The sequence below is a fragment of the Tenacibaculum sp. AWR4_210 genome (assembly GCF_056160945.1).
In genome coordinates this window covers 74,892-100,649 of the sequence record NZ_JBSWYF010000001.1, presented here as the reverse complement: position 1 = coordinate 100,649, position 25,758 = coordinate 74,892, and the positions used below count along the sequence as shown (strand labels likewise).

At 39.8% G+C, this 25,758-nt stretch carries 26 protein-coding genes; 15 read left to right on the top strand and 11 right to left on the bottom strand.

The genetic code is table 11. The features are described 5' to 3' along the window. Nucleotides 1-12: 12 nt before the first annotated feature. From lpxA to ACXAG7_RS00425, 4 genes are all read right to left on the bottom strand, one after another. On the bottom strand, nt 13-798 hold the full coding sequence (gene lpxA, locus ACXAG7_RS00440; protein ID WP_408043547.1) for an acyl-ACP--UDP-N-acetylglucosamine O-acyltransferase: 786 nt from the start codon (nt 796-798) through the stop codon (nt 13-15). 5 nt (nt 799-803) lie between these two features. Next, nucleotides 804-2,195, bottom strand: coding sequence for a bifunctional UDP-3-O-[3-hydroxymyristoyl] N-acetylglucosamine deacetylase/3-hydroxyacyl-ACP dehydratase (locus ACXAG7_RS00435; RefSeq protein ID WP_408043546.1), 1,392 nt, complete (start codon nt 2,193-2,195; stop codon nt 804-806). Further along, entirely contained in the window at nt 2,188-3,228 is a 1,041-nt protein-coding gene (gene lpxD / locus ACXAG7_RS00430; RefSeq protein ID WP_476665564.1) for a UDP-3-O-(3-hydroxymyristoyl)glucosamine N-acyltransferase, read from the bottom strand. Before lpxD ends, ACXAG7_RS00435 begins: the two co-directional genes overlap by 8 nt. A gap of 62 nt (nt 3,229-3,290) precedes the next feature. Next, nucleotides 3,291-4,523 carry an HD domain-containing protein gene (locus tag ACXAG7_RS00425; RefSeq protein ID WP_408043544.1) on the bottom strand — a complete coding sequence of 411 codons (1,233 nt, stop codon included), beginning with the start codon at nt 4,521-4,523 and terminating at the stop codon, nt 3,291-3,293. Between the two features lie 145 nt (nt 4,524-4,668). Here ACXAG7_RS00425 and porX point away from each other — a divergent pair, with 145 nt between their 5' ends. From porX to ACXAG7_RS00405, 4 genes are read left to right on the top strand one after another with little or no spacing between them, the layout of a single operon-like run. After that, the gene (gene porX / locus ACXAG7_RS00420; protein ID WP_408043543.1) at nt 4,669-6,216 is read left to right on the top strand and encodes a T9SS response regulator signal transducer PorX; all 1,548 of its coding nucleotides are present in this window, start codon (nt 4,669-4,671) and stop codon (nt 6,214-6,216) included. Continuing rightward, nucleotides 6,217-6,798: a DUF1287 domain-containing protein gene (locus ACXAG7_RS00415; RefSeq protein ID WP_476665563.1), complete on the top strand. Its 582-nt coding sequence runs from the start codon at nt 6,217-6,219 to the stop codon at nt 6,796-6,798. Between the two features lie 43 nt (nt 6,799-6,841). Then, entirely contained in the window at nt 6,842-7,264 is a 423-nt protein-coding gene (gene tsaE / locus ACXAG7_RS00410; RefSeq protein WP_408043541.1) for a tRNA (adenosine(37)-N6)-threonylcarbamoyltransferase complex ATPase subunit type 1 TsaE, read from the top strand. Then, nucleotides 7,264-8,463, top strand: coding sequence for an alanine dehydrogenase (locus tag ACXAG7_RS00405; RefSeq protein WP_408043540.1), 1,200 nt, complete (start codon nt 7,264-7,266; stop codon nt 8,461-8,463). The genes tsaE and ACXAG7_RS00405 overlap by 1 nt, the downstream gene beginning before the upstream one ends. A gap of 27 nt (nt 8,464-8,490) precedes the next feature. Here ACXAG7_RS00405 and ACXAG7_RS00400 read toward each other — a convergent pair whose 3' ends face one another. Continuing rightward, nucleotides 8,491-9,912, bottom strand: coding sequence for a sensor histidine kinase (locus tag ACXAG7_RS00400; RefSeq protein ID WP_476665562.1), 1,422 nt, complete (start codon nt 9,910-9,912; stop codon nt 8,491-8,493). Between the two features lie 46 nt (nt 9,913-9,958). Continuing rightward, nucleotides 9,959-10,699 carry a winged helix-turn-helix domain-containing protein gene (locus ACXAG7_RS00395; protein WP_408043538.1) on the bottom strand — a complete coding sequence of 247 codons (741 nt, stop codon included), beginning with the start codon at nt 10,697-10,699 and terminating at the stop codon, nt 9,959-9,961. A gap of 158 nt (nt 10,700-10,857) precedes the next feature. Between ACXAG7_RS00395 and ACXAG7_RS00390 the strand changes: the two genes are divergently transcribed. The 5 genes from ACXAG7_RS00390 (at nt 10,858) to ACXAG7_RS00370 (ending at nt 15,785) form a co-directional block, all read left to right on the top strand. Beyond that, on the top strand, nt 10,858-12,492 hold the full coding sequence (locus ACXAG7_RS00390) for an AMP-binding protein (RefSeq protein WP_476665561.1): 1,635 nt from the start codon (nt 10,858-10,860) through the stop codon (nt 12,490-12,492). After that, nucleotides 12,482-13,795 carry a ferredoxin reductase domain-containing protein gene (locus ACXAG7_RS00385; protein ID WP_476665560.1) on the top strand — a complete coding sequence of 438 codons (1,314 nt, stop codon included), beginning with the start codon at nt 12,482-12,484 and terminating at the stop codon, nt 13,793-13,795. The genes ACXAG7_RS00390 and ACXAG7_RS00385 overlap by 11 nt, the downstream gene beginning before the upstream one ends. Nucleotides 13,796-13,818: 23 nt before the next feature. Continuing rightward, a complete protein-coding gene (locus tag ACXAG7_RS00380) occupies nt 13,819-14,592 on the top strand; it encodes an enoyl-CoA hydratase-related protein (RefSeq protein ID WP_408043535.1) in 774 nt (257 codons plus the stop codon). A gap of 10 nt (nt 14,593-14,602) precedes the next feature. Next, nucleotides 14,603-15,322 (top strand): DUF6733 family protein, encoded by a 720-nt coding sequence (locus tag ACXAG7_RS00375; RefSeq protein ID WP_476665559.1) that lies wholly within the window; start codon nt 14,603-14,605, stop codon nt 15,320-15,322. A 91-nt stretch (nt 15,323-15,413) separates the two neighbouring features. Beyond that, nucleotides 15,414-15,785, top strand: coding sequence for a DUF4258 domain-containing protein (locus ACXAG7_RS00370; RefSeq protein ID WP_408043533.1), 372 nt, complete (start codon nt 15,414-15,416; stop codon nt 15,783-15,785). 37 nt (nt 15,786-15,822) lie between these two features. On the opposite strand, the gene ACXAG7_RS00365 is transcribed toward ACXAG7_RS00370, so the two are convergent. The 3 genes from ACXAG7_RS00365 to ACXAG7_RS00355 all read right to left on the bottom strand — a co-directional run bounded on the left by ACXAG7_RS00365 (nt 15,823) and on the right by ACXAG7_RS00355 (nt 19,873). After that, the gene (locus tag ACXAG7_RS00365; RefSeq protein WP_476665558.1) at nt 15,823-16,995 is read right to left on the bottom strand and encodes an aspartyl protease family protein; all 1,173 of its coding nucleotides are present in this window, start codon (nt 16,993-16,995) and stop codon (nt 15,823-15,825) included. An 89-nt stretch (nt 16,996-17,084) separates the two neighbouring features. Beyond that, nucleotides 17,085-17,675: a YdeI/OmpD-associated family protein gene (locus tag ACXAG7_RS00360; RefSeq protein WP_408043531.1), complete on the bottom strand. Its 591-nt coding sequence runs from the start codon at nt 17,673-17,675 to the stop codon at nt 17,085-17,087. Beyond that, entirely contained in the window at nt 17,675-19,873 is a 2,199-nt protein-coding gene (locus tag ACXAG7_RS00355; RefSeq protein ID WP_476665557.1) for a RecQ family ATP-dependent DNA helicase, read from the bottom strand. Before ACXAG7_RS00355 ends, ACXAG7_RS00360 begins: the two co-directional genes overlap by 1 nt. 138 nt (nt 19,874-20,011) lie before the next feature. Here ACXAG7_RS00355 and ACXAG7_RS00350 point away from each other — a divergent pair, with 138 nt between their 5' ends. From ACXAG7_RS00350 to ACXAG7_RS00330, 5 genes are all read left to right on the top strand, one after another. Beyond that, nucleotides 20,012-20,983 carry a KpsF/GutQ family sugar-phosphate isomerase gene (locus tag ACXAG7_RS00350; RefSeq protein WP_476665556.1) on the top strand — a complete coding sequence of 324 codons (972 nt, stop codon included), beginning with the start codon at nt 20,012-20,014 and terminating at the stop codon, nt 20,981-20,983. 2 nt (nt 20,984-20,985) lie between these two features. Then, a complete protein-coding gene (gene tatC / locus ACXAG7_RS00345) occupies nt 20,986-21,810 on the top strand; it encodes a twin-arginine translocase subunit TatC (protein ID WP_408043528.1) in 825 nt (274 codons plus the stop codon). Then, nucleotides 21,785-22,132: a carboxymuconolactone decarboxylase family protein gene (locus tag ACXAG7_RS00340; protein ID WP_408043527.1), complete on the top strand. Its 348-nt coding sequence runs from the start codon at nt 21,785-21,787 to the stop codon at nt 22,130-22,132. The genes tatC and ACXAG7_RS00340 overlap by 26 nt, the downstream gene beginning before the upstream one ends. An 81-nt stretch (nt 22,133-22,213) precedes the next feature. Then, entirely contained in the window at nt 22,214-22,948 is a 735-nt protein-coding gene (lptB, locus tag ACXAG7_RS00335; protein ID WP_476665555.1) for an LPS export ABC transporter ATP-binding protein, read from the top strand. Beyond that, nucleotides 22,948-23,430 (top strand): cbb3-type cytochrome c oxidase subunit I, encoded by a 483-nt coding sequence (locus ACXAG7_RS00330; protein ID WP_476665554.1) that lies wholly within the window; start codon nt 22,948-22,950, stop codon nt 23,428-23,430. The genes lptB and ACXAG7_RS00330 overlap by 1 nt, the downstream gene beginning before the upstream one ends. 29 nt (nt 23,431-23,459) lie before the next feature. Here ACXAG7_RS00330 and ACXAG7_RS00325 read toward each other — a convergent pair whose 3' ends face one another. Then, nucleotides 23,460-23,882 carry a GNAT family N-acetyltransferase gene (locus ACXAG7_RS00325; protein WP_476665553.1) on the bottom strand — a complete coding sequence of 141 codons (423 nt, stop codon included), beginning with the start codon at nt 23,880-23,882 and terminating at the stop codon, nt 23,460-23,462. Then, complete coding sequence (locus ACXAG7_RS00320) at nt 23,879-24,625, bottom strand: CDP-alcohol phosphatidyltransferase family protein (protein WP_476665552.1); 747 nt, start codon at nt 24,623-24,625, stop codon at nt 23,879-23,881. Before ACXAG7_RS00320 ends, ACXAG7_RS00325 begins: the two co-directional genes overlap by 4 nt. Before the next feature lie 99 nt (nt 24,626-24,724). On the opposite strand from ACXAG7_RS00320, the gene ACXAG7_RS00315 reads away from it, so the two are divergent. Continuing rightward, nucleotides 24,725-25,696, top strand: coding sequence for a YheT family hydrolase (locus ACXAG7_RS00315; protein ID WP_476665551.1), 972 nt, complete (start codon nt 24,725-24,727; stop codon nt 25,694-25,696). Nucleotides 25,697-25,758: the final 62 nt, after the last annotated feature.

Here is a 25,758-nt window from a genome sequence, read left to right as displayed (position 1 = left end):
ATTTAATATTCGTTAACTTGCTTTAAAATATCCTTTCATAATACCTCGATGAGAATCTTTTACAAACTGTAATATTTCATCTCTCTCTGAAGTAGCTTGCATTTCTGCTTCGATAATCTCTACTGCTTGGGTATTGTTGTAATTCTTTTGGTATAAAATTCTATAGATATCTTGAATCTCTCTAATTTTCTCCGTTGTAAATCCACGTCGACGCAGTCCTACTGAATTAATTCCCACGTAAGAAAGTGGTTCACGTGCTGCCTTTACATACGGAGGAACGTCTTTTCTCACCAAAGAACCTCCAGTGACAAAGGCGTGATTTCCAACCGATGCAAATTGATGTACAGCCACCATACCTGCAAGTACTACATTGTCGCCGATAGTCACGTGTCCTGCCAAGGTAGTATTGTTAGAGAAAATACAATTATTTCCTACAATACAATCGTGTGCCACGTGGCTATACGCCATAATTAAACAATTGTCTCCAATTACGGTTTTCATTCGGTCAGAGGTCCCTCTGTTAATCGTTACACATTCTCTGATGGTAACATTATCACCGATGATCACCGTAGTCTCCTCATCATTGTATTTCAAATCCTGTGGAATGGCAGATACTACCGCTCCTGGAAAGATTCTACAATTGTTTCCTATACGTGCACCCTCCATAATTGTCACATTTGAACCTATCCAGGTTCCCGATCCAATTTCTACATTAGCGTGAATGGTTGTAAAAGGTTCAATCACTACATTACGCGCTATTTTTGCTTGTGGATGAACGTATGCTAAAGGTTGATTCATACTTCTTATTTTACTTTAGAAATCTGCGCCATCAGCTCGGCCTCACACACCAATTTACCATTGGCATACGCATAGGCTTGCATATGAGCGATTCCTCTTCTTATCGGGGTTATTAATTCACTTTTGAATATCAAAGTGTCTCCAGGAAGTACCTTTTGTTTGAACTTCACATTGTCTATCTTCATAAAATACGTCAGATAGTTTTCAGGATCTGGAACAGTACTCAACACGAGGATTCCTCCACATTGAGCCATCGCTTCAATTTGAAGTACTCCAGGCATTACTGGTGCTCCTGGAAAATGTCCTACGAAGAAATCTTCGTTCATCGTCACATTTTTCATCCCTACTACGTGTCTGTCACTCAACTCTAATATTCTATCAACCAATAAAAATGGTGGACGGTGAGGTAAAATACTCATGATTTTATGAATATCCATGAGTGGTTCCTCATTGAGGTCGTAACTAGGAACGTTATTTCTCTTTTCTTGTTTTATGATCTTTGCTAATTTTTTAGCAAAAAGTGTATTTACCAAATGACCTGGCTTGTTTGCAATAACTTTACCGCGAATTTTAGTACCTACCAAGGCTAGATCACCAATGACGTCTAAAAGTTTGTGACGGGCAGCCTCATTAGCCCAGTGTAGGGTTAAATTATCGAGAATCCCGTTCGGTTTAATCGCGATATTGTCCTTTTTGAAGGCTTTCTTCAACTTCACCATAGTCTCGTCTGACAATTCCTTGTCAACATAAACGATCGCGTTGTTTAAATCTCCTCCTTTGATCAAGTCATTCTCTAATAACATTTCAATTTCGTGTAAAAAACTGAAAGTTCTCGCAGCAGAGATTTCTTCTTTAAAATCACTGATAGAATCTAAAGTAGCGTTCTGAGTTCCGAGAATTTTAGTTCCGAAATCAACCATCGTGGTTACCTGATACTCATCAGAAGGCATTAAAATAATTTCGCTGCCTGTTTTTTCGTCTTTATAGGTAATAATCTCCTTGACGATGTATTCTTCAACTTCTGCATCTTGTTCCACGATTTCAGCCTGCTCTAAGGCTTCGATAAAGAACTTTGAAGAACCGTCCATAATTGGAGGTTCCGATGCGTTAATTTCTATGAAAAGGTTGTCAAGCCCCAAACCAACTGCAGCCGCAAGTACGTGCTCAGAAGTTTGGATTTGAACACCTTTTTTCTCGAGGTTCGTTCCTCGTTGTGTGTTCGTAACGTATTCTGCTTTTGCCTCAATGATCGGTGATCCTTCTAAATCCACTCGAACAAAAGCATATCCAGTATTCACCGGAGCAGGTTTAAATGTCATTACCACCTCATTACCAGTGTGCAAACCAACACCTGATAGAGTTACTTCGTTTTTAATTGTTGTTTGTTTCTTACTCATTATTTCTCTTTTGAGTATTTAGTTCTTTTTCAAGTTTATGAATTGTTGTTGCTATGTTCGGTAAATTTTTAAAATGGACATACGATTTGTTGTAGTCCGAATATCCAAAAGCAGGTGTTCCTTGCACGACGTCACCATCTTTCAAACTGCGTCCGATACCTGATTGTGCTTGGATCTTTACGTTATTGCCAATATTGATGTGCCCTACGATTCCTACCTGTCCTCCAATCATACAATACTCACCGATTTTTGTAGATCCGGCTACACCTGTTTGCGAAGCAATCACGGTGTGCTTTCCAATCTCCACATTGTGGGCAATTTGGATTTGATTGTCGAGCTTTACTCCTTTTCTAATAATTGTAGAACCTAAAGTGGCTCTGTCAATGGTAGAATTGGCTCCGACATCCACATTGTCTTCAATAATAACATTTCCTGTTTGAGGAACGGCCTTGTACTCTCCATTTTCGTCAGGAGCAAACCCAAAACCATCCGAACCGATAATGGTTCCCGAATGAATTTTACAATTAGCCCCGATTACAGACTCTGAATATATTTTTACGCCGGCAAAAATGGTCGTATTATCTCCAATAACTGTATTGTCACCTATATAAGAGTTGGGATAAATCTTAACATTATTTCCCAACACCACATTTTCTCCGATATAACTAAAAGCTCCGATGTACTCTTCGTTCCCAATTTTTGCGGATTCCGCAACATAATGGGGCTGCTCTCTACCGACCTTGTTGTTCTTCACTTCATTGTAAAACTCCAACAATTTGGAAAATGACTTATAGGCATCTTCTACTTTTATCAAGGTCGTTTCCACGTCTTTTTCCAACTGAAACGATTTGTTTACTATGGTAACCGTAGCTTTGGTCGTATATAAAAATGAATTGTATTTAGGGTTGGCTAAAAAGGTTAAAGAACCTTCTTCTCCTTCTTCTATTTTAGAAAGCTTAGACACCTCAGCATCCTCATTTCCAATAATCTCTCCTCCTAAAATGTCGGCTATTTGTTTTGCTTTGAATTTCATTAATGGCAAAAGTAGTTAATTTTGTTTAATTAGCTATTTCAATTAAGTGATGTTTTCGATGGTTAGCGCATTTTTGGATAACACAAGTAGTGTTTCGTAACAGGTTGCGCAAGGGCTTGAACATTCAATTGATCAGAGGCCGCAGCAATATCTTTCAATTCACCGCTCTTTGTGTAGATAAGGATAGGCTTATTTGTAAAATACGCCTGATTTGAGATTTGTTTATCGTAGACAAAATAGGTCATTTCTTCATCCGAAAGGTCAAATTCACGCTTTACGCGTGCCTTGATATTACTTACATAGGCACTGTCAAAAGGCTCGTCTTGTAATTCAATTCGCAACAAATTTCTGTGAATAATCATTTTACAGAGTCGAGCTAAAATAGGATCGTCGTGATTAATCCATTCTTTTATCGACAGCAGTACGTCGTAATCATCAAGTCTAGAAAATATTTCCAGAGTTTCTTTCGAAAAGTTGTCCTGACGAACTTCATTGTACAAAAAATAACGCAAGGCTTTGCTGGCAAATAAGTCTTCTCCTCTCGAGGCCAACTCCTTCGCGCGTTTCAATACACTCACCAACGTTTGCTCAGCAACCAATCCGGTTTTATGCAAATATACTTGCCAGTACATGAGTCTGCGTGCAATAATGAACTTCTCTACAGAATAAATTCCTTTTTGCTCAATTACCAATTCGTCATTAACGACGTTCATCATGGCAATAAGGCGATCAGAAGAAATGTTTCCTTCTGCGACTCCTGTATAAAAACTATCTCTTTTTAAGTAATCCAAACGATCGATATCCAACTGACTTGAAATCAACTGATTTAAAAAGGCGCGATCGTAGTTTCCCTCAAAAATCTGAATTGCCAAACTCAATTTCCCGTCGAACTCCTCATTGAGGGCCCTCATAAATTTTAGCGAAATCTCTTCGTGTGCAATACCGTTCACGATACTGTGTTCTAAGGCATGTGAAAAGGCACCGTGACCGATATCGTGCAATAATATCGCTATACAAACTGCTACTTCCTCCTCATCCGTGATACGCACCTGTTTAGAACGCAACACTCGAATCGCTTTTTGCATGAGATGCATACAGCCCATCGCATGATGAAATCTCGTGTGATTAGCTCCCGGATACACCAAGTTTGACAACCCCATTTGGGTCACCCTGCGCAATCGTTGAAAGTAAGGGTGCTGGATAATATCAAAGATCAGGGAATTCGGGATAGAAATGAACCCGTAAATCGGATCGTTTAAAATTTTTAGTTTATTCGTTTGCTGCTTAGTCACCATCAGTTATTCATCAATTTCTAACAAAAGAATTATAATTTCTGGATAAAACCAAATCCGAGAAAGTTTAATTAACGTATTTTTAGCTTTTGAACACACAACAAAACGCCTATTTAACGTTTTGTTTAAACAATACATTGACGTGCATATGAGAAATATAGATATACTATGGGTGGATGATGAAATCGACTTACTAAAACCACATATTTTATTTTTAGAAAAAAAGAATTATACGGTGCAATCGTGTACCAACGGTGCAGACGCCATCGATATGGTAAAAGAACAACAATTCGACATTGTTTTTCTTGACGAAAATATGCCCGGTATCACAGGACTAGAAACACTTTCCGAAATAAAGCAACTCAATCCGAACCTACCTGTGGTTATGATTACCAAGAGTGAAGAAGAATACATTATGGAAGAGGCCATCGGGTCGAAAATTGCTGACTACCTCATCAAACCAGTAAATCCGAATCAAATTTTATTGAGTTTGAAGAAAAACCTCGATCATTCGCGCTTGGTTTCTGAAAAAACTACCTCCAACTATCAACAGGAATTCCGAAAAATAGCGATGGATCTCGCCATGGTGAACACCTTTGAAGATTGGACAGAGCTCTATAAAAAATTAGTGCATTGGGAATTGGAACTGGAGAACATCAATGATTCAGGGATGCTTGAGATTTTAGAATCTCAAAAAGTAGAAGCGAACAGTCAGTTTTTTAAATTCGTAAAGAAAAATTACCAGGACTGGCTTACCGGTTCACACAAACCTACCTTTTCACATACGCTGTTTAAAGATTACATCGTACCCAACCTCAAAGCCCCGAATGGTGTACTGTGGATAGTTATTGACAACTTGCGTTACGATCAATACCGCGTGCTAGAGCCCTTTATAAACAACTATTACAAAAAAGAAGAGGAACATTCCTATTTCAGTATTTTACCAACGGCAACCCAGTACGCTAGGAATGCCATTTTCTCGGGTCTTATGCCTTCTGAAATGGAAAAAATGTACCCTCAGTTTTGGAAAAATGACACCGATGAAGGAGGAAAAAACTTATTTGAATCTGACTTTTTAAGCAGTCAAATAAAGCGATTAAGCCTGGATATCAAACATGAATACTACAAAATTATCTCTCTAAAAAACGGAAGAGATTTAGCCGACAGCTACAATGCTACCAAACACAATGACCTAACCGTAGTCGTATATAACTTTGTTGACATGCTCTCTCATGCTAAAACAGAAATGGAAGTCATCAAAGAGCTCGCAGGTGATGACAAGGCATACCGATCATTAACCGTTAGCTGGTTTAAAAACTCTCCTCTGTTTGAGATCATCCAGAAAGCACAACGACTGGGACAGCGATTGATAATTACTACCGATCACGGAACGATCAATTGTAAAACACCTACAAAAGTCATAGGCGATAAGAATATCAGCTCTAACCTGAGGTATAAAACAGGACGCAGTTTGACTTATGAAAACAAAGATGTCTACGCCGTGAAAAATCCTAAAGATATTTTTCTACCGCAAGTAGCTATTAACAGTCCTTTTATTTTCACAAAAGAAGACATGTTTTTTGCCTACCCAAACAATTACAACCACTTTGTTAAGTATTATAAGAACACGTATCAGCACGGAGGAATTTCTCTGGAGGAAATGATTATCCCATGTAGTATCTATGAACCGAAGTAAATGAAAAAAAGTTACTTACTCTATACCTTATTTGCCTTGTTGCTTTGCAGTTCATGGGCTCAGGCCCAAACAGACGCAAAAGCTCTGGATAAGGCCGCTATCAGTATCGAAAACAGCGCTATTCAGTACGACGGGCGTTACTTTAGTATAGGATACCCTATGGGAGATGTTCCGAAAGACAAAGGTGTTTGTACCGACGTTGTGATACGAGCCTACCGCAAACTCGGCATTGACTTACAGCGTCTCGTTCACGAGGATATGCAACGCAGCTTTGAGCAGTATCCTAAATTGTGGGGACTCAAAAGACCGGATGCTAATATTGACCATCGCCGTGTTCCCAATTTAATGACGTTTTTCAGTCGTTTCGGAAAGGTAAAAAAACGAAGTACAAAAGCTGCAGACTACCTACCCGGTGATATTGTTTGCTGGCGTCTATCCAATGGACTCACCCATATAGGTCTGGTGGTTTCAAAAAAATCAAGAGATCAGAAACGTTATATGGTCATTCATAATATTGGTGGTGGCCAGGTAATTGAAGACGTCTTATTTGACTATACCATTATCGGACACTACTCCTATTAAACTAAATTTCCAACAATCTAAAAAGTTAATTACTTTTGTGGATATGAACAGAGATTACACTTTAGAACAGCTGACTGAAATTGCAAAAGAAGTCATTGAACAAGCACCGAGCAAAGTGCTACTTTTTAACGGTGAAATGGGCGTTGGAAAAACAACTTTAATAAAGGAAATCTGCAAAGAGCTAGGCATTGAGGATGTTGCAAACTCGCCGACATTCTCATTGGTTAACGAGTACCATACGGCAGCGAAAGAAATTGTATATCATTTTGACTTTTACAGAATTGACGATGAAGAAGAAGCCTACGATATGGGAATAGAAGACTATCTGTACAGTAATCATTGGTGTTTAATTGAATGGCCTGAAAATGTCAAAAATTTATTACCTTTAGATGCGGTGCACATCCACATCAAACAATTGGACAACGGTCAACGCAACATCGAACTAAACTCAACTAACAAAAACTAATGAGCGCTATTACTTCACCTTTCACCAAAGAACAATTAATGCCCCAACCTGAAATGTTGGAGATCAAAAAACAAAAAGGAGAATTGTTTATTGGACTTCCAAAGGAAACTCATTTTGAAGAAAAGAGAATCAGCTTAACTCCAGATGCCGTATCGGCTTTGGTGGCTCACGGTCACCGAATCGTCATTGAAGCAGGTGCTGGTGAAGGTGCTAATTACAGTGACAGAGAATACTCAGAAGCTGGAGCAAAGGTTTCTTACGACATCAAAGAAGTATTTTCTTGTAATATCGTACTCAAAGTAGAGCCGCCATCTTTGGACGAAATTAAGATGTTAGTTCCGCAAGCGGTATTAATATCAGCGCTACAGTTAAAAACACAGGAGAAAAAGTATTTCGAGGCTTTGGCTAAAAAACGAATTACAGCCATTGCTTTTGATTATATTAAAGATGAGTTAGGAATTTACCCCATCGTAAAATCACTAAGTGAGATCGCAGGAATTGCCTCTATGCATATTGCTGCCGAGCTTATGAATACTGCTAATGGTGGTAATGGATTACTCCTCGGAAATATTGGTGGCGTACCGCCGAGTGATGTAGTTATCATCGGTGCAGGTACTGTTGCTGAATTTGCAACACGATCGGCAGTTGGGCTCGGAGCACGTGTTAAGGTATTCGATAATTCAATTTCTAGATTGCGCAAATTACAAGCAAATATCAATACGCCACTGTATACCTCAACCATTCAACCAAAAACGCTTGCAAAAGCACTGATGCGTTGTGATGTTGCCATTGGAGCCTTACGAGGAGAAGACCGCTCACCCGTGGTGGTAACACAAGGGATGATTGAGCAAATGAAAGAAGGTGCTGTGATTGTCGATGTGAGTATTGACCGCGGAGGTTGTTTTGAAACGTCACGCGTTACCACGCATAGCTGTCCTACATTTACCCACAGTGGTGTTATTCATTACTGTGTTCCGAATATTCCTTCGCGCTACGCGCGAACGGCATCCGTTTCTATCAGTAATATCTTCACCCCTTATTTGCTAGATATCGCAGAAGAAGGCGGCTTTGAAAACGCTGCGCGTTTTGACAAGAGCTTGAGAAATGGCATGTACTTTTACCACGGCATCCTCACAAATAAAACCGTTGCTGATTGGTTTGATTTACCTTACAGAGATATCAACTTATTATTTTTATAAAGAAGGGCCTATTTTTTTAGGCTCTTTTTAATTGGCATTTTGATAGTTCGGCAAGTCAAATTCAAAGACAGTCCCTACTCCTAACCTACTTTTTAGTTTGACTTCAGAACCGTGGAGTTCGATAATTTTTTTGACGATGGCCAAACCTAAACCAATTCCCTTTTCTTCGCCTCCTGCGGCACCTTGTTCGAGACGCTTAAAGATGCGTTGAGACTCCTGCTCTGAAATCCCTGGCCCCGCATCTTCAATTTGAATCTTCGTTGCCGTTTGACCTGTCAATACCCGCAAGAATACTGTTCCTCCATCTTTCGAAAATTTAAGAGCATTTTCAATAATATTCTGCAATACGCGCTCCATCAACTTGACATCCGCCATTACTGGACTCATTACAGGAGGTATTTCGACAGCAATTTGAATATTGCGTTCTTTTGCTAGCAGGGTGTATCGTTCTTTTAAATCGTACAGCAAATCATTTATATAAAATGGTTCTGGATTCAGATGTAGTTTTTTAGCATCTAAAGTAGCGTATTCAAACAGGTGGTTTACCAAATTAGTCAAGTGCAATGCACTTTTTTCAATAACTGCCATGAACTCTCTCCTATCGGCGGCCTCCATGCGTTCTTCCCGCATCGTTAAGGTCTCTACATAACCTCTTATCGCTGTTAGTGGAGTTCGTAAATCATGTGCAACATTTGCGATCAACTCTTTCCGAAATCGCATCAGTGCTTCCTTTTCTTGAATGTGATTCGCTATGGTTTGGGCCATATCGTTAAAGGTAAGGGCTAACACCGACAAATCTGACTGGGCAGCTGCAGGTATCCGACTACACCAATGTCCTTGTCTAAATTCATTTACGTGATAGATAACTACCCGTAAGCTCTTTGTCAAAAACCACACGAGTAAACTGCCGCACAATACCGCAAAAACCATCGTAACCAAGGTTGACCTCAAACTCAATGCTACAAAATAGTCTTTAAACAAAGTCGCACAAACTTCGTGAAACTGTTGGCTTGCTAAAATAATATAGATGTATCCCTTCCGATTGTTTTTCTCGAAGGCTGCTGCCGAAAATATTTTCCGCTTGTTAGCTTCTCTTGGGTCTTCTCCTAGCACATAGCGATTTCTATTGGCCAGAAATTGTTTTACAGGTACAAGGCTTACTTTTTTCAACGGCTTGTATGGATTGCTATGATCTAATACCACAGAATACAATATCTCACCGGTTTCGTTGAGTAAATACACTTCAATAGCTCTATTCACCGACATCATATCGTGCATAATATCATCGAACAAGGCTTTATTCACCTCTCCGTTTTCTAGAAATGGAGATGCGTCACGAAACTTTTCTTCAATAAGGTGATTGGCAACATTGATATTTAAACGCTGTGTAGTTTGACTGTAAAATCGTTCCACTAAAAAAAAGGTTAACAGCATGTACACTAAGCTCATGAATAAAATAATAACTAAAAAGGATAAACCTAGCTTAACTATTAACCTATTTGAAATGCTCTTTAGGGTTTTCATGGGAGGACGTTTTAAATTCGTCACTAAACCTATAGCCTACCCCCCATGTAGTTAATATAAATTTAGGATCTGACATATTTGATTCTAACTTTCCTCTCAATCTATTTATATGTGAATTTACAGTATGTCGGTAGCCATCAAAATCGTAACCCCAAACCAACTCTAGTAATTTTTCTCTACTAAACACCTTTCCCGGATTCGAAGCCATTAACACCAGTAAATCAAATTCTGTAGGTGATAAATTGAGCACACGTCCTGACAAGGTTACTTTTCGCTCTTCCTTTAATATACGTAACTCATCAAACTGCAATTCATTGTGGACGAGGCCAATTTTATGAGAAGTAGCCTTCTCAAACCTCCTCGTCACCGCCTTCACACGGGCAATAAATTCACGAACACTAAAAGGTTTGGTAATATAATCGTCAGCTCCCAACTCTAAACTCAATACCTTATCGAGTTCTTCCGTCTTTGCTGTCAGCATGATTACCGGTGTCTGTTTTACCAATCTAATTTGTTTACAAACCTCTATTCCATCAAGATTTGGCAAGTTTATATCCAAAATAATGAGGTTATAGTCTTCACGCAAGGCAAAATCCAGCCCTTTATCCCCCTCTCCAACCTTCACTACTTCGTAGCTTAAGTCCTTCAAATGCAAGGCTATTAAATTGGCTATAGCCATGTCATCTTCAATAATTAGGGCTTTCTTCGACATTGGGTTGTGCAAATTTTTAGGTAACTGGGCTAACTTAAAAAAATTCGATGTGATATAAAAATGATTTTTTCGTGATACTTCTGTGATTCTTATCGGAGTTCTTTACCTCATTAAAATTCAGCTGCAGCGAATTATTTAATCTATAACACCCAACAATCATGAAAAAAACTGTAGAGACACTTCAAAACAGCCCCCATGAAGCGAGAATGCACTCCATTGCTAATTCTTTGCTAACACTTAACAAAGCTCCTATTGCACACCTTTCGACTGCAGAACAGGAACAGTTTATACAATTCGGTTTTGGCAGTGCAGAAACACCTGCCCATACCAATGTATACGAAGCCTTTGCGTATTGGTGTCAAAAAACACCGTCAGCCATTGCTGCAGAGCACCAGAACCAACAAATTAGCTATCGCGAGTTAGATAACAGAGCAACCATCATCGCCTTGTTACTGAAACAAAAAGGCATTCGTCAAGGTGACCGTATCGGTTTGTACCTTCCCCGATCCCTCCATTTTTTAACTGGTTTGATCGCTATTCTAAAACTCGGAGCAGTATACGTACCTCAAGACCCTAGAATTGTGCCTGCAAACATGTTGCGAACTATAAGTGAACTCAGCGAGCAAAAATTGATACTCACACTCGACAGCTTTCTTGAAGATATGCCTCTCGACACGAGTATTGCCATTGACAGTACACTTGACAATCCACTGTATCAAAATCTATACGGAAACATCAAGTTAATCAATCATCATCGTTACTCCGATCAAAGCAGTTGCTTTATCTTATTCACTTCGGGTACTACGGGAACCCCCAACGGCGTCGAAGTAACGCATCAGAACTTATGCAATATTTTGTATACTTCTCCTGGTAATCTCCACATACTACCCGGAACAAAAGTAGCGCAACTGTTAAATATTTCTTTTGATATGGCTGCCTGGGAAATTTTAGGCTGCTTAGGTAATGGTGGACATTTACTCATTCGCGACAAAAGTATTGCAGCCACAGCTGAACAGGCGGAGGTTATTATTGCCACACCTACCATTTTAACAGGTATCGATAGCGATCGCTGTAAACATGTCAAAACCGTTGCAGTAGCCGGCGAGCCTTGTCCGTTAATCCTAGCAAAACAGTGGTCGGCAAAGGCAAACTTCTACAACTGCTGTGGCCCGACAGAAACCACCATCGTAAATACCATGCACCTTTGTTCTCCTTCAGAAAATGAACTCAGTATTGGCAAGCCCACTCCAAACAACAGTGTATACATACTCAACGAAGACCGAAAACCCGTTGCCATAGGTGAAGTAGGAACCATGTGGGCCGGAGGTAACTGTGTGAGCAAAGGCTACTTAAACAATCCCGAGCTGAATGATAAAAAGTACGCTCCTGATCCATTCTTTTTCGGTAAGCGTACCATGTTCAATACCGGAGACCTCGGTAAATGGAACGACCACGGAGAACTCATTCATTACGGACGTATTGACGATCAAGTAAAGATCAAAGGATTCCGAGTTGAACTGGATGCCGTAACGGCCATTATAGAACGCTTTCCCGAAGTTACACGGGCGGTGAGTATGAAGTTTGGTGACGCTTTGGTAGCAGTGATTAGCCCCGTCCCGATATTCCCTGAAGAACTAACCGCTATGATTCGCGAGGAAATCCAAAAGGAACTCCCCTATTACTATGTTCCAGGACAGATGGAATTCGTAAAGGAGCTCCCCAAAACATCTCGTGGAAAAATTGACAAAAGAGCTGTAAAAACCTTTCTAAACATCCAAAACAATGAACGCTAATACCCTACCACCAAAAAAGTCCTTGCTTTACCGCCTAGGCAAGCACCCCTTGCTCATTCCCTACCATCGTCTGTTTCTGATAGTCGTCTTAATCAACAGCTATATCGCCTATCGAGGGCTCGTTGATTGGAAGTGGTTTGAGAACAATGCCTTTTCGCTAGAAGCCATCGGCAAAATAGCGCTTCTAAATTTCACCATAGGAATTATAATGCGACAGCAATACCTCATTAATATGTTGTTTGCTATTGCGACGAGTATTCCAAAATCATGGCCCCTAAGCATTCGCAGGGTCGCTGCCAAAGTGTATCATTTTGGTGGCCTACACAGCGGGAGTACTACTGTGGGAACACTTTGGTACGCAGCTTTTGTTTTTGGAGTTTACCATCAATACCTAAACGGAGCCAGTGGCATTCCTTTATCATTAGTTGTGGTAACAAGTGCAATCATAAGCTTGCTAGTTCTTATTCTCATTTTTGCCTTACCCAAAATGAGAGCGAAGCGTCATAACAGTTTTGAGCTTACGCATCGAATTGGCGGATGGACAGTGTTAGCACTCTTCTGGATTCAAATGCTACTTATTGCCAACGCGAATCACCCAGGAACTCCTCTTGTATACTTGGTAGATTTTTGGGCGCTTTGCTTAATTACCACTAGCGTTGCCCTTCCATGGTTGCGATTAAGAAAAGTAGCTATCGATATAGAACGACCGTCAAACCACGTAGCGTTGACCTCTTTTAACTATGGGGTAACACCATTTGCAGGCTCGTCAACATCCTTGAGCAGAAACCCCTTACTCGAATGGCATGCCTTTGCCAATGTACCGACACCTGATAAGGATGGGTTTCGCTTAACCATTTCAAGAGCTGGAGACTGGACAGGCAAATTTATCAATGAACGTCCCGAGAAAATATGGGTAAAAGGCATTCCTACTGCGGGTGTTGGAAACATAGACAAACTTTTTAATAAGGTTATATGGGTAGCTACCGGAAGTGGTATTGGTCCGTGTATCCCGCACTTATTGCTTAATAAAACGCCTTCAGTTTTGGTATGGGCCACCAGAAACCCAGAAAAAACCTATGGTAATGATTTACTAACTGAGATCAAGAATGTTCAACCTAATGCTGTTATCTGGGATACAGACGCTCATGGAAAACCCGATTTGGTGACCTTGGCGTATCAGGCACTCCAAGAACACCAAGCAGAGGCTGTGATATGCATATCTAACCAGAAATTAACCCAGCAGGTAGTGCACCAAATGGAATACAGAGGAATTCCTGCCTACGGAGCAATCTGGGACTCTTAATAACACAACAAAAACCAACTCAAATGAATGTACTATTCGAACAAATTGGCAGAGTCATCATTGCCAAACTCAACAGGCCAAGTTCTTTAAACGCCCTGAATTCATCTACGATGTATGAACTGATTGAAGGACTAAAAAAATACGATACCAATCCTGACATTGGCTGTATCGTACTCACCGGATCGGAACGAGTTTTCTGTGCCGGTGCCGACATCAAAGAAATGTCGCAAAAAAACTTTAACGACATGTTTAACGAAGACTACTTTGGGTACTGGGAGGTCTTTGCCAAAGTCAAAACCCCCATTATAGCCGCTGTATCAGGATATGCCTTGGGGGGTGGCTGCGAACTCGCTATGATGTGTGACATTATTATCGCAACAGAAAATGCCGTATTTGGACAACCGGAAATTAAGCTTGGCGTCATCCCTGGAATCGGCGGAACCCAACGCCTGACATCTTTAGTAGGAAAGGCCAAGGCTATGGATCTTATATTATCTGGAAGAAACCTGAGTGCTCAGGAGGCCTTTGCCAGTGGGCTCGTCTCAAAAATTATTGCAGAACAGCATTTTTTGAATGAAGTTATACAATACGCTCAAGAGTTAGCCACCTATTCTAAAACGGCTTTGATAGCTGCTAAAGAAACCATCAATCAATCGCTGGAATGCAGTTTAAAAGACGGCATCGTATTCGAGAGAAGACTTTTCCATGCTCTCTTTAACACCGATGATCAAAAAGAAGGCATGACCGCCTTTTTAGAAAAACGCACTGCCACATTTAACCAACAAAAAACCGCTTAAATCAAAACACATGAAAAAATCAATCTTTATTACCATCGCACTTTTTAGTTTTCTTTCCTTAATGGGGCAAGACAACAAAACTGAGAAAAAGACCTCGAAAACCACGTTTGCCATGATGCCCATACACAACAGTGGTGCAGGGTTTAACAATGTGTTTTTAGGTTCGCATGAGCTTAATGAACGCAAAAAACTAACCTTTTACAGTGTTTTTTGGGTAAACCCTTCCTTCGGAAATCAAGGAAAAGACCTGTTTTTAGAAACTGGGATTGGACTGGGCTACTCTTTAGCAAACAACAAACTCTATTTAAATCCTAGTTTAGGTTTTGGTCATGGGAAGCTACTGTCAGGAGCTGCTGATACCAAAATTGGTGAAAGCCTTATCCCTAGCTTATTCATGGTTTACAACAACGGAAATTTCGAATTTGAAGGCTATACTGCCTATTATATGAGTTTGCGAGGTGAAGGAGCTTCTCAAGACCTCCTTTTAAACTGGGTTATTCCTGGAATCAAACTCAACAAACACCTATCTGTAGGTGGTTTCTACGAACATTTAGGACAAACACGAAGTGACAGTGGCGCTACGAAAACCTTGTATCAATTTTTAGGAGCCTATGTAAAAACCACCCTTAACAACGGTGTTTGGTTTCGATTTGCTGCTGGTCCTAACATTTCGAACGACAACTTAAACTCCAAAGAGTTTTACAAAATCCAAGCTTTTATTCCATTGTAACAAACACAATTGACAAAGCCGGTGAATCCGCAACAGAATTCCTTGGGTATACCCTTTGAAATTTCTAATTTTGCGTTCGAAATAAGAGATTATGCATATACTAAAACGAATAGGCTATTACTTAGTAGGTGTAGCCTTAGGATCGGTAGCGGTTCTTTTCTTCTGGAAGAACAAGAATGTTTCCTTCCCATACGGGCCCGATGCGAGAACCTTAAAGTCAATTCGCATTAAGAAACGACTGTTCTCAGAGGAAGCCTTGGCAGTTATGACTGCAAAAAAAATAGACACCGCCTATATTAGCGCAGTCTTGCTCAACGCAGATGTAGATTTTGGAAAAAGTAAACCAAGACAAAAGCCTTGTGCTGAATACCACATCACTGGTAAAGACAGTTTAAAAAACACATCGCTGTATGTAATTCGTTGCGATTCGACCGCAACCATACAACACATCACAATAGAATAAAGAAAAGACCGAGCTTAAAAGCTCGGTCTTTTTCGTTTTACAAAAGTTTTACTAATCGTACTTTTATTTTTTTCCGTTCTTGTGCCTCATTGATATATTCAATCAATACCTCCGATCCTTCTTTGCGCAAGAGTAACTCATAAGCTACTAAGTTTCTAGAATCATCGTCATTAATAGCCACAATCTCAAAGCCCTTTCGCAGTCCTTTTTTATAAACAGGAGCCTGCAAGTCCACATAGTTCACCATGATTTTTCCTTCTTTTTTTCGCAGAGAAATTCCTGACAAAGGGAAATCAAAAGCCTTCGAATACCAGCTATTTGGCTTGAGATACATGTATTGGTTTTTATAATCCAATACTATGGTAAACCGCTGGATAATTTTCGCTCCCACAATCCCCATGAATCCTTTCATTGCGGTAACTCCTGCCTCGCTGTGCGAAAGTGCTATTGGCATGGCTTCAAACGCATAGGGCCCGAACTTTAATGAGTGAATTCTAATTTTTTCAGATGTCATTTCATTCCCCAAGCCTTCTGATTTTTTTACCAGGCTTCTACCCGCTTTCTTCGCGAGTTTATGAGATTTTGCAAAAGGACTATTCACCAACAAGGTCATTCCTGCACCACTGTCAAATAAAACGTCTCCGTTAAATGTAAGCCCTGAGCTCAATGTAAATTCCACTGGAACCAACGGAATAGGAATGCCCTCACTAAACTTGAACTTCACCTTTTTAAACCCCGTTAGGTCCACAGCTTCGATAATTTTATACAGTGTCAATCGACTTTGTTCGTAATCGAGTTTAGTCACGTATTTATTGAGCAACGAATACCCTGTGATACCGTCAATTTGAACACCAAATGCCTGATTGAGATTCGACATATCTTTTAATACTAAAGTAGTATCATCCAAAGTAACTCCAGAAGCATAGTTCAGCGTATGCCCTGTGGCCATATGGTATACCTCACTACCCGAAGCTCCTTGAACGGCTTGTTCAAAATTACTTTTCACCCCTAATTTCTGGGCCGCTATACTGTCGAGTACATCGGCAGTAGCCCCAGTATCAAACACAAAATGCAAGGGTTTGGAGTTATCGACAGCAACTCGGATAAAAGTATGTCCGTCTTTTGTCATCTTCATCGGTAAACTCGCTACCTGCGCCACAATTCCATGGCAATACAGGAATACCCCAATAACTAATTTTGTTTTTTGCATATCACAATCTTATTAATCCATCCACAAAAAAAGTGACAAATACTGGTAGTAACCGTTATCAACTATTAATTTGTGTTAACTAGTGTTAATTACTTCTTATACTTGTCGTACAGTCCTTTTCCAGCTTTTATCAATGGAAGTACCTTTGCTAAGCGATTTAATCGTGTAGCTTCGCGTTTTGCCTCCGAGATATGCTGTGCAAATTCCCGCTGCTTTCCTGGTGTTAAGCTCATAAATGCCTGCTCCAAAGCGGCATCAGCCTTCATGGCGACTGCCAATTCTTCAGGAATACTAAGGGCCGCTGTTTTCTTCTTAGGCTTGTAGAACTTCCCTTGCTCTGCATTCATTACGGCCTCCTGTAAATAACTCTTAATTACAGGCACCAATGAAGGTTCAATTTCCGCGAGTCTCCATTGCCGAAGCGCTTGCGTTTTTCCTTCCTGTGCATTGACTAATAGCCCAGCCTCGTCCTTTAAATACACTCCGTGGTGAAACCACAAACCAACATATTCTTTAAAGGCCGCAATTCCGATGATGTTTTTCCCTTGGTAGGTATAGGTTGGAGCCTTCCATTTAAAGGTTTCTTCAACGGGCAATGCTAATAACAAAGAACGCAAGAGCTTAAGCTCTTGCGTCCATTTTTCGTGATTATCTATGTATTCTGTAACTTCTGCAATCATTAATTGGCTACTTCACTGGTAAATTTAATTCTCATAAGACGCAATTCTTCATCGTCGTAATCTCCGTCAAACTCATCCAAGGCATCTTGGATTTTATCCGTTTCAGCATCCATAAAATACTCGTGAATTTCCTCTTGTTGATCTTCGTCTAAAAGATCGTCAAGAGCATAATCAATATTCAATTTGGTTCCTGAAAACACAATAGCCTCCATCTCTTTAATCAATTCAGGCATTTCCAAACCTTTAGATTTTGCGATATCCTCTAATGGAAGTTTTCTATCGGTATTCTGAATGATGTATAGCTTTAACCCAGAGTTCACCCCTGTACTTTTCACAATCAGATCGTCAGGGCGCATGATTTCGTTTTCGTCAACATACTTACCGATCAACTTAATAAACTCCTTTCCGTATTTACGAGCTTTTCCTTCACCTACCCCGTGAACTTTTGACAATTCGTCAATAGTTATCGGATACTTTAAGGCCATATCATTAATTGATGGATCTTGAAATACGGCAAAGGGCGGTACTCCTAATTGTTTTCCGACCTTCTTTCGCAAATCTTTCAACATACTTACGAGCTTATCATCAACCCCTACTGACTTTGCCTTCGACACGGTGATAATGGTACCATCATCATCGGTAGCATAGACGTGATTCTCCGTCATCATAAAAGAATGAGGCTGCTCTAAAAAGGCTTTTCCTTTCTCTGTTAATTTAATAACACCGTACTGCTCAATTTCTTTACGAATCAAATCGGCCACGAGTACTTGTCTTATCAAGGCCATCCAATAGTGATTATTGTGCTCTTTACCAATTCCAAAAAACGATTGGCAGTTAGTTTTGTGCGACTTTAACAAGGCGTTTTCCTTACCTACCAAGGTATTTACAATCTCTTTCGGCTTGTACATTTCATTGGTATCGCGAATCACACCGAGCAGGATTGCCACTTCATTTTGGGCTTCCATTTTTTTCTTTGGATTCCTCATATTGTCATCCATGTCTGCTCCATCACCATTTACTGCATCAAACTCTTCTCCAAAATAGTGCAGTAAATACTTACGTCTATTCATAGAGGTTTCTGCATAACCCACAACTTCTTGTAGCAAGGCGTGCCCTACTTCTTGTTCCGCTACGGGTTTGTTGGCCATAAACTTTTCGAGCTTTTCTATGTCCTTATAAGAATAGAAGGTCAAGCAATAACCTTCCCCACCATCACGACCAGCTCTTCCGGTCTCTTGGTAATAACTTTCCAAACTCTTCGGAATATCGTGGTGAATCACAAAGCGGACGTCGGGCTTATCAATCCCCATACCAAAGGCTATGGTTGCTACAACCACATCACAATCTTCCATTAAGAACATATCCTGATGCTTGGCCCTTGATTTGGCATCAAGTCCAGCGTGATAAGGAACCGCATTGATCCCGTTTACCTGCAAAATTTGTGAAACTTCTTCTACTTTCTTTCTACTCAAGCAATAAATAATACCGGATTTCCCGGTATGCTGCTTGATAAATCGAATAATATCTTTTTCTACATCCTTTGTTTTCGGGCGTACCTCGTAAAACAAGTTGGGCCTGTTAAAAGAAGCTTTGTAAACATTGGCATCTGTCATACCCAATGTTTTAAGTATATCTTCCTGTACTTTTTCGGTAGCCGTTGCGGTTAACCCAATAATAGGTACATTATCAATCTGCTTGATAATCGTTCGCAAATTTCGGTATTCAGGTCTAAAATCATGACCCCATTCTGAAATACAGTGGGCCTCATCAATGGCCACAAAGGAAATTTTCTGCGCTCTTAAAAACGCTACATACTCTTCTTTTATAAGGGATTCCGGGGCTACATATAACAATTTTGTAACACCGCTTTCTATATCCGATTTTACTTGGCTAATTTCTGTTTTGTTCAAAGAGGAATTCAAAACATGTGCAATTCCTTGGTTTTCAGAAATTCCACGAATAGCATCTACCTGATTCTTCATCAGTGCTATCAATGGTGAAACCACAATTGCTGTCCCTTCCTTCATTAAAGCGGGCAACTGATAACAAAGTGATTTACCTCCCCCAGTAGGCATTATTACAAATGTATTCTTATCATTTAAGATGCTACTTACGACATCCTCTTGCAACCCTTTGAACTGATTAAAGCCAAAAATCTTTTTTAACGATTCGTATAAATCCGACTGCTCTATATCCATCTGTTACTATCAAATTAAAAACTAAATCTAATTTATAAAAAAACTATCAATAAAAAAGTGATAAACTTTATTTTTATAAGTTTTCATACCTAAAATATTTCTATTTTTACAACTTCAATGGAACTTAAATTTTACAACTTGAAAAATTCAAGCGATATCCTTTCAACTGCTAAAGACACGATACTTTTACAAAGCAACGCAATTGCTAATTTAACAAATTTATTAGACAATTATTTCATCGATGCGGTAAACTTTATATTAAACTCATCAGGTAGAGTTATAGTTACCGGAATTGGAAAAAGCGCCAATATAGCTACCAAAATTGTAGCGACCTTAAACTCAACGGGTACGCCTGCAGTTTTTATGCATGCAGCCGATGCCATTCACGGTGATTTGGGAAATGTACAACAAAACGATACCGTGATTTGTATCTCCAAAAGTGGAAATACACCTGAAATTAAAGTACTCTTGCCGCTTATTAAAGCTTCAGGAAATAAAATAATCGCTATAACGGGTAACCCGACGTCATTTTTAGGAAGCAATGCAGACTTCGTACTCAACTCGTATGTTGAAAAAGAAGCCTGTCCTAATAATCTGGCACCAACCACCAGTACCACAGCACAATTAGTGCTCGGTGATGCTTTGGCTGTTTGCTTGTTAGAAAAACGAGGGTTTACAAGTAATGACTTTGCCAAATACCACCCAGGAGGCGCACTTGGAAAACGTTTGTATCTCCGCGTATCGGACTTGATTAAGAACAACGAATTACCAAAAGTCACAGCAGACGCTAGCGTAAGTGATGTCATCGTTGAAATCTCAGCAAAACGCCTCGGTGTAACTGCTGTTGTGAACCATAACAACGCCATCGAAGGAATTATTACGGATGGAGACATCCGACGTATGTTGAGCAAAACTTCGTCAATTGAAACGTTGCAAGCTCAAGACATCATGAGCTCTGCACCTAAAACGATTCACGTGGATGCCATGGCCGTAGTTGCTTTGGACACCCTTGAATCAAATAGTATCAGTCAAATTTTAGTCGTTGATGACGCTGACCAATACGTCGGTGTGGTTCATTTACACGATCTTATTAAAGAAGGAATATTTTAAGTATGGCTTCAAAAGAAATGTCATTTCTAGCCCATCTTGAAGAATTAAGATGGCATATGGTCCGCAGCTTCTCAGCTGTTTTTATCGTCGCTATTGTTATTTTTGCCAACCTTACCTTTGTTTTCGAAAACGTATTGTTCGCTCATCTCAAACCCGACTTTGCTACCTATACCTTTTTTTGTGAAGTTTTTGGTGCCATCGGAGTCGATAGTGATTTCTGTACCATTAGTTTTAAACAAACCCTTCAGGCACTTAATCCTACTCAGCAATTGATGACCGCTATTTGGTCGTCACTAATTTTAGGATTCATCCTAGCCTTCCCTTATGTTTTATGGGAATTTTGGCGTTTTATAGCTCCTGGACTCACCACTAAAGAGCGCAAAAAGTCAAGAGGATTTATCTTCATTTCCTCATTGCTCTTCTTTTTAGGGATACTGTTCAGCTATTACGTAATCATACCGATGTCTGTGTATTTCTTTTACAATTTTCAAATCGCAGAAACGGTTGTTAACAACTTTAAACTAGACGCATACATCAGCCTAGTGACCAACACCTTACTTGGAATTGGCGTATTCTTTGAGTTACCCGTTCTTATTTTCTTTCTTTCGAAAATTGGTTTGGTTACCCCGCAATTTTTGCGCACTTATCGCAAACACGCCTTAGTGGTTGTCATGCTGTTATCCGCAATTATTACACCACCCGATGTAGCGAGTCAAATTATCGTATCAGTACCTATTATGATACTCTACGAAATCAGTATTCACATTTCAAAATTAGTTACTAAAAAACAAGAAAGTCACTATGTCACAAAAAGTCCAAGAGTTTAACGAATATCGCGCTAAGATGAATGAGAAAATCTTAGCCTCTGACAATAAAGTTATCAAGCGTATCTTTAACTTAGATACCAATGCCTATAGTGAAGGACACTTACCTGTTAAGACAAAAGAATTGTTGGGGTTAGTTGCTTCTGCAGTACTTCGCTGTGATGATTGTATCGCCTATCACCTTGAAACAGCCTACAAACACGGAGTTAGCAAAGAAGAGATGATGGAGACCATGTCAATAGCAACCTTAGTTGGCGGTACCATCGTTATTCCGCATTTAAGACGAGCTGTGGAATTCTGGGAAGCACTGGAAAGCCAAAACTAAAAAATCAACTAAAGAGTTTAAGTTTATTTTAAGAATAGACTTCAACTCTTTCCTTATTTTTGACGCGAGAAGTAATTATTTATGAAGTTAAGAGCACAAAACATACAAAAGTTATACGGAAGTCGTAAAGTAGTAAAGGGGATTTCTCTGGAGGTACAACAGGGAGAAATCATTGGGCTGTTAGGTCCGAATGGTGCCGGAAAAACGACCTCTTTTTATATGATTGTTGGCATGATTAAACCCAATGATGGTGCTATCTTTTTAGACGATGAAAACATCACGGATGACGCGATGTACAAGCGCGCTCAAAAAGGAATTGGCTACCTCGCACAAGAAGCCTCTGTATTCAGAAAACTCTCAGTGGAAGACAATATTATGTCGGTACTAGAATTTACGGATCGCAATAAACAAGAACGCAAAGCTCGTTTAGAAGAGCTCATCGAAGAATTTAGCTTAGGACACGTGCGAAAAAATAGAGGTGACCTCCTTTCTGGTGGGGAACGTCGACGTACAGAAATTGCGCGATGTTTGGCTTCTGACCCTAAATTTATTTTATTAGACGAACCTTTTGCCGGTGTAGATCCCATTGCGGTAGAGGACATCCAGGGAATTGTAGCCCAATTGAAAAACAAAAACATCGGTATCTTAATTACCGACCACGATGTACAAGCCACTTTGGCAATTACGGACAGAACGTACTTAATGTACAACGGTGGGATTTTAAAAGAAGGTACACCTGAAGAACTCGCAGAAGACGAAACGGTTAGACGCGTTTACTTAGGAAAAGACTTCGAACTAAAAAAGAAGAAGTTTTAATGCAAGGAACTAAACACCAAGTACTCAATACTTTTTTTTTACTTTTTCCTTTTGTACTTCCGTTGTTAGCCAGCAGCACTCATACGGAATTGATTGAAAAAACGGTCGACATCAATGTACACGATACGTATTTCGTGATCAATTTTAGTCATCTCAGTATTTTTATGGCCTTAGTAATGGCTATCACTCCATTACTGTACTTTGTGCTAATCAACGGCAAACGAAGGTATTCAAAAGGGATATTTATGTTGCAACACAGCAGTAACTTTATCACCTTTGTACTTTATTTTGTCGGTTTGCTAGGTGTGGTTCAGGCAACGCTTCCAAGAAGAGACTTTGTGAATACGCATCCACTATTAGACGATTTGGTAGACGTAAACGTCGTGATAACATTGGCTTTATTGGTAATCGCGGCAAATGCTCTTATACTGAGCCCTACAGTGGTACTCATCGCCTTTTTACGCAGAAAAAAAGACTTGTAAAACTGCACGTGTCCCCACCTTTTCCACAGTTATAAATCTTTGTAAAAATAGTGACGCGCTTGACCTGTTTTTGGGAAATCGGGTACCGAACCGATGCAGTGATACCCACATTTCTCATAGAATTCTTTGGCTTGAAAAGAAAAGGTATCAAGCATTACCTTGGCGGCACCGTTACTTTGGGCAAAAGCCTCAGCTCTTGCTAAAAGCGCACGGCCTACCCCTTGACCTCTCAACTCTTTGGAAACCCACAAAATGCGAATTTCCAGACCTCCATAATAGCCTATACCTCCCAAAATGCCTCCTTTTATTTCAGCGTTTTCGTTTCTAACAATAAATTCAACGGGAATCCAATCCTCTTGAACTAAACGCGATTGCTGTTCTTCATTAAAGGTGTTTAAGCCACGTACCACTTTCATGGCATCTTCACGATTACTACAAACTTCTATGTTCATGATTTCGGCGCGAACGTATTTTGAATTAACGAAATGAGTACATAGCCTAAAATAACCACTGGAACGGCAGCTACTTTTAAGAGCACTAACATCACCACTGAAAATACTAAAAAGATGTATTTAACGAGGTTCGTTTTGATATCAAAACTTTTAAACTTCAATGAAAACAACGGTAATTCAGCATTCATCAAATAGGTTAATATCGCTGTTAAAAATAGCAACACATAAGAATTGCTTAACAGTTCTCGTATCGAAACGAGCTCTGTGTAATCTAAAATTAGCGGTAAAGACACCACTAACAAACTAACGGCCGGGGTTGGCACGCCTATAAAGCTCTCCGACTGGCGCTCATCGATATTAAATTTTGCCAATCGATACCCGGCTCCTAAGGTGATTATCAACCCGAGGTAAGGAATATTACTCCCTGTTGCACCGTAAGGGTCTACACCGAAATACCCAACAGGATCCTGATCTAAAGCCATGGCTAATAGCTGCATCATCACAATTCCAGGTACTACACCACTCGTAACCATATCAGCCAAAGAATCGAGCTGTTTTCCGAGCTCTCCTTGCACTTTTAACATACGAGCAGCAAATCCGTCAAAAAAATCAAAAACTATCCCTAAAACAACTAAAAATGCAGTAGCAGTAAAGTCTCCTTTCACGGCAAATATAACTGCCAGTGTTCCACACAGTAAGTTCGCCAAAGTAATGGCATTGGGTATAAATTTTTTGATATTCATAGGTTCTATAGATTTACAAGCGAAAATAAGAAATCATTTTATCCAGTTTTAATTTTTCATCTTTTTTTGTCATATTTGTTTAAAATAGCTAGCTGTATTATGCCAATACTCACGAGTACTTTTAACCCTTCGTTTCCGTTCAAAAACGCTCATTTCAACACGATATATCGACCGTTGTTTATGAAAAATAACATCGATTATGAGCGCGAACGCGTAAAAACTTGGGATTCCGATTTTATCGATTTGGATTTTTCAAGGGTGGGTAGTAAAAACGCAGTACTACTCATTCACGGTTTAGAAGGAAGTGCGCAATCAAATTATATGGTCACGACTTCGTTACAACTCAACCAGGCTGGTTTTGATACCTGCTGTATGAACCTCAGGGGTTGCAGCGGTGAAGACAATCTGATTTTGGGAACCTATCACAGCGGTAAAACGGATGATGTTGACTTTATCATACAGCACCTCTATAAAAATCACACATACGACAAGATCGTGATTGTCGGTTTTAGCTTAGGAGGCAATCTTACCTTAAAATATTTAGGAGAATACAGCAACATTCCTGACTTTGTCAAAGGAGCCGTAGCCGTATCTGTCCCGGTAGACCTAACTTCCTCGCAGGCAGAACTGTCAAAACTCAAAAACAAACTCTATTTGAATGAGTTTTTGAAGACGATGAAAGAAAAGCTCATTCGAAAAGCAGAAAAATTCCCTGACTTTGTATTGGACCGTGAATTACTGGCCAAGGCTACGCGATTCAAACATATAGAAAAGCAATATACCGTACCTGTATTTGGCTTTAAGAGTTCAGAAGATTATTGGGAAAAAGCCAGCTCTCGGCCTTTTATCCCTTATATCAAACACCCTACCCTACTCATAAACTCGCTCGATGACAGCTTTTTATCAGACGCTTGTTACCCAAGACAGGAAGCAGCTAGGCAAGATAATTTTTACCTCTTAACCCCCAACTACGGTGGTCATGTTGGTTTTTTATCATCGTTCTCTCAGCACAACAACGATTGGCTTGAGAGCAGAATCCTAAAATTCATACACGAACGCATACTTCTATAAGCAACCCCTCTGTAACAATAAGTCTCTTTTAATAAAGTTATATTGGTAGTAATTTAAGATAT